This window comes from Photobacterium pectinilyticum (genome assembly GCF_024357955.1).
In the GTDB taxonomy this organism is placed as follows: Bacteria; Pseudomonadota; Gammaproteobacteria; order Enterobacterales; family Vibrionaceae; genus Photobacterium; species Photobacterium pectinilyticum.
This window is the reverse complement of record NZ_JANEYT010000024.1, coordinates 20,475-33,189: the sequence shown is the minus strand read 5'-3', so window position 1 is coordinate 33,189 and position 12,715 is coordinate 20,475. Positions and strand designations below refer to the sequence as shown.

General features: G+C 49.8%; 13 protein-coding genes. All 13 read right to left on the bottom strand.

Features of this window, described 5'->3' with window-relative positions; all coding sequences use genetic code 11:
- Window positions 1-1,542 (bottom strand): F0F1 ATP synthase subunit alpha, encoded by a 1,542-nt coding sequence (gene atpA / locus NHN17_RS12135; RefSeq protein ID WP_255042823.1) that lies wholly within the window; start codon window positions 1,540-1,542, stop codon window positions 1-3.
- A 16-nt stretch (window positions 1,543-1,558) separates the two neighbouring features.
- The gene (gene atpH / locus NHN17_RS12130) at window positions 1,559-2,092 is read right to left on the bottom strand and encodes a F0F1 ATP synthase subunit delta (protein ID WP_255042822.1); all 534 of its coding nucleotides are present in this window, start codon (window positions 2,090-2,092) and stop codon (window positions 1,559-1,561) included.
- A 16-nt stretch (window positions 2,093-2,108) separates the two neighbouring features.
- Window positions 2,109-2,579 (bottom strand): F0F1 ATP synthase subunit B, encoded by a 471-nt coding sequence (atpF, locus tag NHN17_RS12125; protein ID WP_255042821.1) that lies wholly within the window; start codon window positions 2,577-2,579, stop codon window positions 2,109-2,111.
- A gap of 49 nt (window positions 2,580-2,628) precedes the next feature.
- Entirely contained in the window at window positions 2,629-2,886 is a 258-nt protein-coding gene (gene atpE / locus NHN17_RS12120; protein ID WP_005302247.1) for a F0F1 ATP synthase subunit C, read from the bottom strand.
- 66 nt (window positions 2,887-2,952) lie between these two features.
- A complete protein-coding gene (gene atpB, locus NHN17_RS12115; RefSeq protein WP_255042820.1) occupies window positions 2,953-3,741 on the bottom strand; it encodes a F0F1 ATP synthase subunit A in 789 nt (262 codons plus the stop codon).
- Between the two features lie 8 nt (window positions 3,742-3,749).
- Window positions 3,750-4,139: a F0F1 ATP synthase subunit I gene (locus tag NHN17_RS12110; RefSeq protein ID WP_255042819.1), complete on the bottom strand. Its 390-nt coding sequence runs from the start codon at window positions 4,137-4,139 to the stop codon at window positions 3,750-3,752.
- Between the two features lie 179 nt (window positions 4,140-4,318).
- Window positions 4,319-5,206, bottom strand: coding sequence for a ParB/RepB/Spo0J family partition protein (locus NHN17_RS12105; RefSeq protein ID WP_255042857.1), 888 nt, complete (start codon window positions 5,204-5,206; stop codon window positions 4,319-4,321).
- Window positions 5,207-5,221: 15 nt separating this feature from the next.
- The gene (locus tag NHN17_RS12100) at window positions 5,222-6,016 is read right to left on the bottom strand and encodes a ParA family protein (RefSeq protein ID WP_255042818.1); all 795 of its coding nucleotides are present in this window, start codon (window positions 6,014-6,016) and stop codon (window positions 5,222-5,224) included.
- A gap of 16 nt (window positions 6,017-6,032) precedes the next feature.
- Window positions 6,033-6,653, bottom strand: coding sequence for a 16S rRNA (guanine(527)-N(7))-methyltransferase RsmG (gene rsmG, locus NHN17_RS12095; protein ID WP_255042817.1), 621 nt, complete (start codon window positions 6,651-6,653; stop codon window positions 6,033-6,035).
- A 9-nt stretch (window positions 6,654-6,662) separates the two neighbouring features.
- The gene (gene mnmG, locus NHN17_RS12090) at window positions 6,663-8,552 is read right to left on the bottom strand and encodes a tRNA uridine-5-carboxymethylaminomethyl(34) synthesis enzyme MnmG (protein ID WP_255042816.1); all 1,890 of its coding nucleotides are present in this window, start codon (window positions 8,550-8,552) and stop codon (window positions 6,663-6,665) included.
- A 433-nt stretch (window positions 8,553-8,985) separates the two neighbouring features.
- Window positions 8,986-9,429 (bottom strand): FMN-binding protein MioC, encoded by a 444-nt coding sequence (mioC, locus tag NHN17_RS12085; RefSeq protein WP_255042815.1) that lies wholly within the window; start codon window positions 9,427-9,429, stop codon window positions 8,986-8,988.
- Between the two features lie 172 nt (window positions 9,430-9,601).
- Window positions 9,602-10,969: a tRNA uridine-5-carboxymethylaminomethyl(34) synthesis GTPase MnmE gene (gene mnmE, locus NHN17_RS12080; RefSeq protein ID WP_255042814.1), complete on the bottom strand. Its 1,368-nt coding sequence runs from the start codon at window positions 10,967-10,969 to the stop codon at window positions 9,602-9,604.
- Between the two features lie 136 nt (window positions 10,970-11,105).
- The gene (yidC, locus tag NHN17_RS12075; protein WP_255042813.1) at window positions 11,106-12,713 is read right to left on the bottom strand and encodes a membrane protein insertase YidC; all 1,608 of its coding nucleotides are present in this window, start codon (window positions 12,711-12,713) and stop codon (window positions 11,106-11,108) included.
- Window positions 12,714-12,715 lie beyond the last annotated feature (2 nt).

Sequence of the window (12,715 nt, the reverse complement as noted above, 5' to 3'; positions counted from 1 at the left end):
TTACCAAGTCTGGGTCGCTTTGAAACCTTCAACCAGTTTTACAAACTGAGCTTCGATTTCATCGTTCCACGCACCCGTTTCATCAACCTGAGACACAAGCTCAGCGAATTGACCTTTGGCATATGAAAGCAACGCAGCTTCAAAATCAGCAAGCTTTGTCAGCTCAACATCATTCAAATAGCCTTTTTCCGCAGCAAAAATAACCACAGCCTGTTCAAATACAGACATCGGTGAGTACTGCTTCTGCTTCATCAGCTCAGTAACTTTCTGGCCGTGATCAAGCTGTTTCTTAGTTGCTTCATCAAGGTCAGACGAGAACTGTGCAAATGCAGCAAGTTCACGGTACTGTGCCAGTGCGGTACGAATACCACCAGACAGTTTCTTGATGATTTTAGTTTGAGCAGAACCACCTACACGCGATACAGAGATACCTGGATCAACCGCTGGACGAATACCAGCATTGAACAGCTCTGTTTGCAGGAAGATCTGACCATCGGTGATTGAGATAACGTTGGTCGGTACGAATGCCGATACGTCACCGGCTTGCGTTTCGATAATTGGAAGCGCAGTCAGTGAACCGGTTTTACCTTTCACTTCACCGTTTGTGAATTTTTCTACGTAGTGCTCGCTGACGCGAGACGCACGCTCTAGAAGACGAGAGTGTAAGTAGAAAACATCACCAGGGAATGCTTCACGGCCCGGTGGACGCTTCAGCAATAGTGAAATTTGACGGTAAGCAACAGCCTGCTTAGACAGGTCATCGTATACGATCAGTGCATCTTCACCACGGTCACGGAAGTATTCACCCATCGCACAACCAGCATAAGGCGCTAGGTATTGCAGTGCTGCTGATTCAGAAGCTGACGCTACAACAATGATGGTGTTTTCCAGTGCACCGTGCTCTTCCAGCTTACGTACCACGTTTGCGATAGTAGAAGCTTTCTGGCCGATTGCGACATAAACAGAATAAATACCAGAGTTCTTCTGGTTGATGATGGCATCGATTGCCATGGCGGTTTTACCCGTCTGACGGTCACCGATGATCAGCTCACGCTGGCCACGGCCGATTGGGATCATCGAGTCAACTGCCTTGTAACCCGTCTGAACTGGCTGGTCAACAGATTTACGGTCGATAACCCCAGGTGCAATCACTTCAACAGGAGAGTAAACATCTGCTTCGATTGGACCTTTTCCATCAATAGGCTCACCCAGTGTATTCACTACGCGGCCTAGAAGTGCAGGGCCGACTGGTACTTCAAGAATACGACCAGTACCCGTTACTTTCATGCCTTCCTGAAGGTCGACATATGGGCCCATTACAACCGCACCCACCGAGTCACGCTCAAGGTTAAGTGCTAGTGCATAACGGCCACCAGGTAATTCAATCATTTCACCTTGCATTACATCAGCAAGGCCATGGATACGAATGATACCGTCGCTTACCGACACGATAGTACCTTCGTTACGCGCTTCACTTACAACGTTGAAGTTTTCAATACGTTGCTTGATCAGTTCGCTAATTTCCGTGGAATTAAGTTGCATGCTCCAATTCCCCAAATCAAGACTGCAAAATATCGCTCAGGCGGTCTAACTTGCCGCGTACTGAGTTATCGATTACTAAGTCTCCAGCTCTAATCACGACCCCAGCAATCAGGGTCTCGTCTACACTGCAATTCAGCTTAACCTTACGGCTCAAACGCTGTTCCAGCTTCTCACTGATAGCAGCAAGTTGACTATCATCCAGAGCAACCGCAGAGGTCACAGTGGCATCGATAGTTTTTTCCAGCTCACTTTTCAGGAGCAGGAACTCGCTGCATACCGCAGGAAGTACTTTCAGGCGTCCGTTCTCGGCCATCACCTTAATCAGGTTCTGGCCGGTTTCGTTGAGTTGCTCGCCGCATACCGACAGGAAAATTTCCATCAGCTTGTCCGCCGCGTAACCACTATCCAAAATATCCTGGATGGTTTCGTTACGGGTGACTTCGGCAGCAAAGGAAAGCATTTCCGCCCATTGGGCCAGCTCACCTTTCTCAACCGCAAGGTCAAAGGCTGCTTTAGCGTAGGGGCGTGCGATAGTAGTCATATCCGACATGTGCTTGCCCCTTTAATTACAGTTCTGCAGTGACTTTGTTAAGAAGATCAGCGTGCGCATCTTTATCGATAGAACGCTCAATGATTTTCTCAGCACCAATCACAGCCAGAGTTGCAACTTGTTTTCTTAGTTCATCGCGCGCGCGGTTACGTTCTGCTTCGATCTCAGCAAGACCTTGAGACAGAATTTTTTCACGCTCAACGAGGGCTTCAGCCTTCGCTTCGTCGACGATCTGAGCTTTGCGCTTGTTAGCTTGCTCTACAATTTCAGTTGCAGTGCGTTTTGCTTCTTTCAGTTGGTCAGAAGCATTTGACTGCGCTAGGTTCAGGTCTTTGGCAGCGCGATCAGCGGCTGCCAAACCGTCAGCAATTTTTTTCTGACGCTCTTCAATCGCTTCCATGATTGGTGGCCATACATATTTCATGCAGAACACCACAAACATAAAGAAGGCGATAGCCTGACCCAGCAAAGTTGCATTCATATTCACAACGCATCTCCTTAAAAAGGGTTGCTATGGGTCCGTTCGTTTTGTGTTATTAACCAGCTAGCTGACCAACGAATGGGTTTGCGAATGTGAATAGTAGAGCGATTACGATACCGATCATTGGAACCGCATCAAGCAGACCAGCAATGATGAACATCTTAACTTGTAGCATTGGAGCCATTTCAGGCTGACGTGCTGCACCTTCAAGGAATTTACCACCAAGAAGGGCGAAACCAATCGCTGTACCCAGTGCAGCAAGACCTACAATGATGCCCACGGCAATTGCAGAAAAGCTTAGTAAAGTTTCCATCACTATCTCCAGTTTATAGTTGTCGGCTAAAGTGCCAGTAAAAATTGAATAATTTACAAATAATCGTTAATGATTGTCTTCATGCGCCTGAGACAGGTACACAATAGTCAACATCATAAACACGAATGCTTGAATTGTAATGACTAGAACGTGGAAAATTGCCCACGGTACCGAGCCCAGCCATTGTGCCCACCACGGCATCAATGCCGCGATTAGGATAAACACCACCTCACCAGCAAACATGTTACCGAACAGACGCATACCCAATGAAAGCGGCTTCGCCAGTAGCGAAACAATTTCAAGAAGCAGGTTAAACGGGATCATGATTGGGTGATTGAACGGGTGAAGAGCCAGTTCTTTCGCAAAGCCACCGAGACCTTTTACTTTGATGCTGTAGTAGATCATCAAGGCAAAAACACCCAGCGCCATTGACATGGTGATGTTGACATCAGCACTCGGTACCACCTTAAGGTAAGGAATACCCAACCAATGTTCAGCAGGATACGGAAGAAAATCAATTGGCACCAAGTCCATGATGTTCATCAGTAGAATCCAGCAGAAAATGGTAAGAGCCAAAGGAGCTATCAGCGGGTTGCGGCCATGGAAGGTTTCCTTGACGTTATCGTCAACGAACTCTACTACCATTTCCACAAAACACTGTAGTTTCCCTGGAACTCCTGATGTCGCTGTTTTCGCAGCCTTACGGAATACCCAAAGAAAGAGTAGACCGGTCAGGGCTGAGAAAAACAGGCTATCTATATGTACCGTCCAGAAACCACCATCACCAATCGACAAATTTGTCAGGTGGTGAGTGATGTAACCTGACGGCGTTAGCGCTTCACCTGGCGCAGCCATAACTCATCCTATTTGTTGTTGTTAATGAATAAAACCGGCCCAAAGATATTAATTCCAAGAGCCAGCAAATAGGTCAGTTTGAGGGGAACAAGTTCCACCTCGACATACAGGTAAACAAAGGCAAACAAGATGACTGTAATGAGGATTTTCAGCACTTCACCACCAAAGAATGACGCCATGACCAGGCGGGCCTTGCGGGCACCGCTGAACAAAAACGCACAGGTCGCAAAGACAGCATTAGCGATCACAAAGATGCCGCCGCCGATTAATGCAGAGATTCCCCAGTCAACATTGACAGCAAACACTGCCATGATTGCCGTTATCAAAACGACGCCAGATTGTAGTAACAATAACCGTTTCGCCAACTGGCGTCCCGGTCGAACTAGCGCCGATACCATGTATTCGTTCCTCGAGTCCGTTCCACTTGCACATACGATATGCGGGGAAAACAGCAAAAATTATACGTTTCACTAGATTGAATGCAATCTAATTGCAGCAAAAAAAACAGCTATATTTTACAACACAATAACCTGATCACAACATCGCAATCTTTGCAACAAAATATGCACGTTCAGTATCACATTTCATGGCCTAACATTGCAACAATTTGCTGCAATTTGTCAGCTTGATCGAAGCTTATAACGATCTTTCCTTTGCCACTTTTCTGCTGATTAATCGCCACCTGAGTGCCAAACTGCTCACTAAGCTGGTTTTCAACCGCTTCGATTTTCGGATTGGCAGCAGCTACTTTGGGCTCAAGCTCCGGCGTCAGCATTTTCTTCACTAAGCGTTCTGCATCACGTACCGTTAACATCTTAGCTACAACTATTTGTGCCGCTTCCAGCTGGCGTTCATTGGACAGAGCCAACAAAGCACGGGCATGACCCATTTCCAGCTGTTTTTGCTCCACCATGCGTTTAACAGGTGCTTCAAGCTGGTTTAAGCGCAGCAGGTTTGATACCGCTGCACGGGACTTGCCCACCGCTTCGGCGACCTGTTGGTGAGTAAGTGAAAACTCACTCTGCAACAGCTCCAGTGCCTGCGCTTCTTCTATCGCGTTGAGATCTTCACGCTGGATATTCTCTATCAAGGCAATGGCCACGGTGGCCCTGTCGTTAACATCCTTGATGATACAAGGTACTTTCTGAAGGCCCGCTTGACGTGAAGCACGCCAGCGCCGCTCTCCGGCAATGATCTCGTACTGTTGCGGAGCCGTTTCCCTCACCACAATCGGTTGGATCACTCCTTGAGCTCGGATCGACTCTGCCAGTTCTGCCAGCGCCTCGTCCGACATATCTTTGCGTGGCTGGTAGCGGCCCGGTACCAGCTGGCTGATAGCCAACTCTTTGAGGCTACCGTCAGCCGACAGTGTTTGTGCTTTATCAGCCTGCTGCAGCTTAGTGGCCGCAACAGAGCTAGTGGCCAATAGGGCATCAAGACCTTTTCCTAGGCCTCGTTTATTCATGTTCATGGTTAACCTTTATGCATCGACCGCGCTGGCATTGGCTGCCAGCTCGTCACGGCGGATAATTTCACCGGCCAAGGCCAAGTAGGCTTTGGCACCACTCGAATACTTGTCGTAGTACATAGCCGGTCGACCATGGCTCGGTGCTTCGGCAAGACGGACATTGCGCGGGATAACGGTACGATAGACCTTGTCGCCAAAATGCTTCTTGAGCTGCTGGGACACTTCGTTCGCCAGCCGGTTGCGCGGGTCATACATGGTCCGCAGCAATCCCTCAATTTTCAATTCGCTGTTGACGACAGCGGTAAGTTTACTGATGGTATCCATCAATGCCGTCAGCCCCTCGAGCGCGAAATATTCGCACTGCATCGGAACCAGAACAGAGTCTGATGCTGTCATTGCATTGATTGTAAGAAGGTTTAAGGCTGGAGGACAATCAATAAAGATGAAATCATAGTTACCACGAACACTCTCAAGGGCTGTACGCAGCCTAACTTCGCGAGCAAAGACTTCCATCAGCTTGATTTCTGCCGCCGTGACATCACCGTTAGCGGCTATCAGATGATAGCCGCCAGTGGTGTCGGTGATCACGACATCGTCGAACGGGGTTTCTTCGACAAGAAGCTCATAAGCCGTTGCATCGACTTGGTATTTATCCACGCCGCTGGCCATGGTGGCGTTACCTTGGGGATCCAAGTCAATGACCAAGACCTTACGTTGCGTGGCCGCCAATGACGCTGCCAAGTTGACACATGTTGTGGTTTTACCCACGCCTCCCTTCTGGTTGGCTACCGCTATGACTCTTCCCACAAAAAAACCTCATCCTTTAATCCTTTGCCGTCAAGATTACTAGATGGCGCTCGCCTTCCAGCTCAGGAACGTGCAAAGATTTGACTTCCGTCACAGAACACCATTCAGGCAGTTCTGTCACTTCCTGCTGATTGAATTGCCCTTTTAGCGCCAGGAAACACCCGTTGCTGGCAGGGAGGTGGTGGCACCAAGATACCATATCATTCATTGAGGCAAAGGCACGGCTGAGCACGGCATCAAAACCGATTTCAGGCTGGAATTCCTCAACTCGGCTCTGGACCGGGGTGACATTGCTGATCTTCAGTTCATGGATCACCTGGCGGATAAAACGGATACGCTTACCCAGGCTGTCCAATAACGTGAACTGTTTGTCCGGGTTCATGATCGCCAGAGGGATCCCTGGCAGGCCCGGACCGGTACCGACGTCGATAAACCGTTCACCGTTAAGGTGAGGGCTTACCACAATACTATCCATAATATGTTTCACCAACATCTCATACGGATCTCGTACCGATGTCAGATTATACGCCTTATTCCATTTATCCAGCATGGCTACATAGCCGACAAGCTGGTCAATTTGCTGATCTGTGACTGTGAGATCAGTTTGCGCTACCAGTTGCAACAGACGTTGTTTCACAAATTACTCCTATTCGCCTTTTTTCAGCAGGCCTTGCTTCTTGAGATACACCAACAACAGGGAAATAGCTGCCGGGGTGATGCCTGAAATACGTGATGCCATACCGATAGTTTCCGGTTTGGCATCATTTAGCTTGGCAATCACTTCGTTAGACAAGCCTTTGACCACACTGTAATCAAGATCCAGCGGCAGCTTGGTCTTCTCATGGCGCAGGGATTTTTCCACTTCGTCTTTCTGGCGGTCGATATACCCTTGGTACTTAACCTGGGTTTCGACCTGTTCGCTGGCCTGGCTATCTTCGTGGGCCGGACCGAACAACTCGATGTCGGTAAGCTGGTTGTAAGTCACTTCAGGGCGACGAAGCAAATCTTCACCACTTGCCTCACGGGCAATAGGTGTCTTGAGGATCTGATTGACCGACTCAACGTTCTCCGAAGTCGGGTTCACCCAAATATTTTTCAGCCGCTGGCGCTCCTGTTCGATATTTTCCAGCTTCTGGTTGAAACGCGCCCAGCGCTCGTCATCAACTAAACCAAACTCGCGGCCAATTTCGGTCAAACGCAAATCGGCATTGTCTTCACGCAACAGCAAGCGGTATTCAGCACGGGAAGTGAACATTCGGTACGGCTCTTTGGTACCCATAGTCGACAAATCGTCAATCAGTACGCCCATGTAAGCCTGATCGCGACGCGGGCTCCAGCCTTCACGGTCCTGAGCCAGCAGAGCGGCATTCATCCCGGCCAACAAGCCTTGGGCTGCAGCCTCTTCATAACCGGTGGTGCCGTTGATCTGGCCGGCAAAGAACAAGCCATTGATAAACTTAGTTTCGAACGTCTGCTTCAAATCACGTGGATCGAAGAAATCATACTCGATGGCATAACCTGGACGGACGATATCGGCATTCTCGAAGCCTTTCATCGAACGGACAATCTGCATCTGGACATCAAACGGCAAGCTGGTGGAAATACCGTTAGGGTATAGCTCATGGGTTGTCAGACCTTCAGGCTCGATGAAGATCTGGTGGCTGTCCTTGTCGGCAAAACGCATCACCTTGTCTTCGATCGACGGGCAGTAACGCGGGCCGATCCCCTCGATCACTCCGGAATACATCGGACTGCGATCCAAGTTATTACGGATCACATCGTGGGTTTTCTCGTTAGTGTGGGTAATAAAGCATGGGATCTGGCGTGGATGATCCGAGGCTTTTCCCATAAATGAGAACAGTGGTGTTGGGTTGTCACCATGCTGGGCCTGCAGCTGGCTAAAGTCGACACTACGTGCATCAATACGCGGAGGTGTACCGGTTTTGAGACGATCAACACGGAATGGCATTTCACGCAAACGTGATGCCAAAGTGATCGACGGTGGATCCCCAGCGCGACCACCGTTGTAGTTCTCCAGACCGATGTGGATCTTACCACCGAGGAATGTCCCTACGGTCAAAACGACTGCTTTGGCACGGAACTTTAGTCCCATTTCAGTCACGGCGCCGACGACTCGATCATTTTCGATGATCAGATCATCAACCGCCTGTTGGAATAGCTTTAGATTCGGCTGGTTTTCCAGCACTTCACGCACAGCAGCCTTGTACAAGGCGCGGTCTGCCTGAGCGCGTGTTGCCCTCACCGCAGGGCCTTTTGACGAGTTCAAAGTGCGGAATTGGATCCCGCCTTTGTCGATCGCCCGGGCCATTAAACCACCAAGGGCGTCAACTTCTTTAACCAGGTGTCCTTTCCCGATCCCGCCGATTGCTGGGTTACATGACATCTGTCCCAGCGTATCGATGTTGTGTGTCAGCAGTAGGGTTTTTTGTCCCATACGGGCTGCCGCCAGTGCAGCTTCAGTCCCTGCATGGCCGCCACCTACGACGATGACATCAAAATTTTCCTGGTAAAACATGAAACTACCTCGGATATTCAAAATTGGCAGTGAGTTATCTTTGAGCGAAGGAGCAATATTCTATCCTGTTTCAGTCGTGGAGAGAACTTTTCCTGACGATCATTTGATCCTAGGAGGATACCGCTTTTGAATATAGATAAGATCTTTTAAATAGATCTTCTGTTAGATCTATTATATAGATCCGCCGATCGTGTGGATAAGTGATAAATGATCCTAATGATCATGCTGTTATGTCGGATCATTTGCTGTGGAGTGGCATGGATCAACGCAAGGATTAGCTGGGATCAAAAATGCCACTTATCAACAGCTGAATATCTGAAGATAAGTTATTAAATGGATAACTATGGGTTGATCACCGTTTAGATCTATAGTTATCCACAGAAAAAAGTTTAAAGATCGGCAAAAATTGGGTAAAAAGCTGTCTATTTTTTATTCAAATTAGGTTTTTTTTCCAGTTTTCCAGCCATAGTTCTGCAGGATCCTCCGGTACTGGATCCTGTGAGACATCAATTTCGAGCCTTTCCCCAAGGCGGATCGCTCCCAGGTTTGTCAGCTGTTGATCAATTTTTCTGGCTGCTGCACAGAAGGTATCGTAGCTGGAATCACCCAAACCGATAACTGCATAGTGTAAAGCGGCGAGATCCGGTTGCTGGCTGAGCAGTTGTTCGGCGAAGGGCTGGAAATTGTCGGGATATTCACCTGCGCCGTGGGTGGAGCAGACCACCAGCCAGATATTACCGGTAGACAGCTGTCCGAGATCGGGCTGGTTGGTTATATCGGTACTATGGCCGGCTTGTTCCAGTAGGTCGCTCAAGTGGTCGGCAACGTATTCGGCGCCGCCAAGGGTGCTGCCGGTGATCAGGGTAATGTGGCTCATGTCCTTAAATCCGTGTAGATATTTACAAAGGGTTTATGCACAGCATTGTACTGGCTTGGACGCAGGAAGGAAGCTTGATCTTATTGGGAAGGGATCTTTTATCGGCAGTTTATACACAGCCTGTTACGAGGATCCGAAACAGGCTGTGGAAATGATCGCGAGTGGGGATCGGCTATTTGCCGATACAGAACGAGGTGAAGATCCGGCCGAGTAAATCATCGGAAGTGAATTCACCGGTAATTTCACTCAGGTGCTGCTGGGCAAGGCGCAGCTCCTCGGCAAGGATTTCTCCTGCCATGAAACCTTCCAACTGCTCTTTGCCTGTTTCCAGGTTGTTGGCTGCGCGTTCCAGGGCGTCAAGGTGGCGACGGCGGGCCATAAAGCCACCTTCGGTGGTGCCGGCAAAGCCCATGCACTCCTTGAGGTGTTCACGCAGCGGATCAACCCCTTCACCGGTTCGGGCTGACAGGCGGATAAGGGTAGGATTGTTAACGTGGCAGATCCCGGTGCTTTCCCCGGTCAGCTCTGCCTTGTTACGGATCACGGTAATGCCCAATCCTTGCGGTAAACGTTCGACGAACTCCGGCCATATCTCCGCCGGATCAGTGGCATCAGTGGTGGTGCTATCGACCATGAACAGCACACGGTCGGCCTGCTGGATTTCTTCCCAGGCCCGTTCGATACCGATGCGCTCCACTTCGTCAGAGGCCTCGCGTAGGCCTGCGGTGTCGATGATATGCAGTGGCATGCCATCAATGTGAATATGTTCGCGCAGTACGTCGCGGGTCGTACCGGCAATATCGGTGACAATCGCGCTGTCCTTGCCGGAAAGGGCGTTGAGTAGGCTTGATTTGCCGGCGTTTGGACGGCCTGCAATCACGACCTTCATCCCTTCACGCATGATAGCGCCCTGGTTGGCTTCACGGCGCACAGCCTCTAAACGGCTGATAATGCCATTGAGATCGCCGGAGACCTTGCCGTCGGACAAGAAGTCGATTTCTTCTTCTGGGAAGTCAATCGCAGCTTCAACGTAGATGCGCAGGTGGATAAGGGCCTCAACTAATTCATTAATGCGGGTCGAGAAGGCACCCTGAAGCGATTTAAAGGCACTTTTTGCCGCTTCCTCTGAACTTGCATCAATCAGGTCGGCAATCGCCTCAGCTTGCGCCAGGTCGAGTTTGTCATTCATGAACGCACGCTCGGAGAATTCCCCCGGGCGCGCGGCACGGATGCCATCAATTTCCAAGATACGGCGGATCATCATATCCATCAGTACCGGACCGCCATGGCCCTGAAGCTCAAGGACATCTTCACCGGTAAAGGAGTTCGGGCCTTTGAAGAACAAAGCTATACCCTGATCCAATGCTGTGCCATCTTCATTTTTGAACGATAGGTATTCGGCATAGCGCGGTTTGAGCTCACGGCCGGCAACGGCAAGGGTGACCTCTTTGGCTTTCGGGCCCGAGACGCGGATGATCCCGACGCCGCCACGCCCCGGAGGGGTGGCTTGGGCAACAATGGTATCTGTATGTTCAGTCATAATTTTGGCTTAGCTTGATAAATACGTTGCAATTGTAAACAGAGTAGTGGCGATTGCCCAGCAATGGCAAGCGCTTGGGATTGGGATAATAAAAAAGGCGGCCTGCAGGCCGCCTTTTTCTTAACTCAGGACTGCATTATTTGCTATGCAGGCCTTTCTTTTCCAGTGAACGATAAATCAATGTCTGCTGGATAAGTGTTACGACGTTAGATACTAGCCAGTAAAGGACTAGACCTGACGGGAAGAACAGGAAGAAGAAGGTGAACATCACTGGCATGAAGGTCATGATCTTCTGCTGCATTGGGTCAGTAACCGTCGTCGGGCTCATCTTCTGGATCATGAACATCGTCGCACCCATCAAGATCGGTAGGATGTAGTACGGGTCCTGTGCTGACAGGTCGTGGATCCAGCCGAAGAATGGCGTATGACGTAGCTCAACTGATTCCATCAGTGACCAGTAAAGCGCGATGAAGATAGGCATTTGTAGCAAGATTGGTAGACAGCCACCCAGCGGGTTCACTTTCTCTTTCTTGTACAGCTCCATCATTTCCTGGCTCATGCGCTGGCGGTCGTCGCCCAGACGCTCACGCATTGCTTGCAGTTTTGGCTGCAGCATACGCATTTTCGCCATTGAGGTGTACTGCGCTTTAGTCAGCGGGTACATCGCACCACGAACAATGAAAGTCAAGATGATGATTGCCAGACCCCAGTTCACCACGATGCCTTGGATAAACGACAGTAGGCTGTGCAGCGGGCTTGCAATAAACCATAGCCAACCGTAATCAACTGTCAGGTTCAGGTTCGAGGCCGTTGCTGCCATTTGGTCTTGTAGCTTAGGACCTACCCATAGCGTAGCTGTTAGTGACTGCTCACTGCCAGGTGCAATGTTAGCCGTTGGCATGCGAACACCAATGTAGCCCTGGCCATTACCGGTACGGGTGTATAGGTTGGTGGCTTCTTCTGTGCGCGGGATCCATGCTGTCACGAAGTAGTGCTGCATCATGGCAGCCCAGCCTTGATTCATATCCAGGTTCAAATTTTTGTCCTGCATATCATCGAAGCTGTACTTCTTGTATTTCACGTTGTCAGCCGAGTATGCACCACCGCGATAAGTTGGCATGGTCAGGCTGCCACCATCATCCATCAGGTTCTGCTTCAGCTGAGCATACATTTGCACGCTGGCAGGCTGAGCTGATTGGTTATCGATGCTGTATTCAACATCAACCGCGTAGCTGTTGCGTTTAACGATGAAGGTTTTGGTGTAGCTGATACCGTCTTGCTCGTAAGTAAGCGGTACGCGCAGCTCGTCTTGGCCATCGGTTAGGGCGAAGCTGTCAGCGGTTGCTTGTAGTTGAGCGCGACCGGCAGCTGTATCGATACCTTGTGCACCGATCAAGCCTGATTGAGCCGTGTAGCTGTGGCCCTGGTCGTTTTTAAGGAGAACGAATGGGTCTTCCGATTCCAGTTCGTTGTCGTAGGCCAGCAGTTTGGCTTCGATGATGTCACCACCAAGCGTATCGACAGTAAGCGCCAGTACATCAGTGTTAATGGTGATAAGGTTGTTTGACGTGCTTTGGTCAGTGATAGTCTGGCCGTCAGCGGAATGCGAAGGCACATCACCACTGTTGTTGATTTGTTGCGCTACACCCTGCGTTTGCGGGTTGCTGTCAGTATTCCACTGTTGGAACAGTAGGAAAGAGACAAACAGTAGGGCAATTAACAGAATATTGCGTTGGGAATCCATCG

Excerpts from the sequence above, each read along its gene's own strand:
- atpA (WP_255042823.1), bottom strand. The coding sequence starts at position 1,542 with ATGCAACTTAATTCCACGGAAATTAGCGAACTGATCAAGCAACGTATT.
- atpH (WP_255042822.1), bottom strand. The coding sequence starts at position 2,092 with ATGTCGGATATGACTACTATCGCACGCCCCTACGCTAAAGCAGCCTTT.
- atpE (WP_005302247.1), bottom strand. The coding sequence starts at position 2,886 with ATGGAAACTTTACTAAGCTTTTCTGCAATTGCCGTGGGCATCATTGTA.
- atpB (WP_255042820.1), bottom strand. The coding sequence starts at position 3,741 with ATGGCTGCGCCAGGTGAAGCGCTAACGCCGTCAGGTTACATCACTCAC.
- NHN17_RS12110 (WP_255042819.1), bottom strand. The coding sequence starts at position 4,139 with ATGGTATCGGCGCTAGTTCGACCGGGACGCCAGTTGGCGAAACGGTTA.
- NHN17_RS12105 (WP_255042857.1), bottom strand. The coding sequence starts at position 5,206 with ATGAATAAACGAGGCCTAGGAAAAGGTCTTGATGCCCTATTGGCCACT.
- mnmG (WP_255042816.1), bottom strand. The coding sequence starts at position 8,552 with ATGTTTTACCAGGAAAATTTTGATGTCATCGTCGTAGGTGGCGGCCAT.
- mioC (WP_255042815.1), bottom strand. The coding sequence starts at position 9,429 with ATGAGCCACATTACCCTGATCACCGGCAGCACCCTTGGCGGCGCCGAA.
- mnmE (WP_255042814.1), bottom strand. The coding sequence starts at position 10,969 with ATGACTGAACATACAGATACCATTGTTGCCCAAGCCACCCCTCCGGGG.
- yidC (WP_255042813.1), bottom strand. The coding sequence starts at position 12,713 with ATGGATTCCCAACGCAATATTCTGTTAATTGCCCTACTGTTTGTCTCT.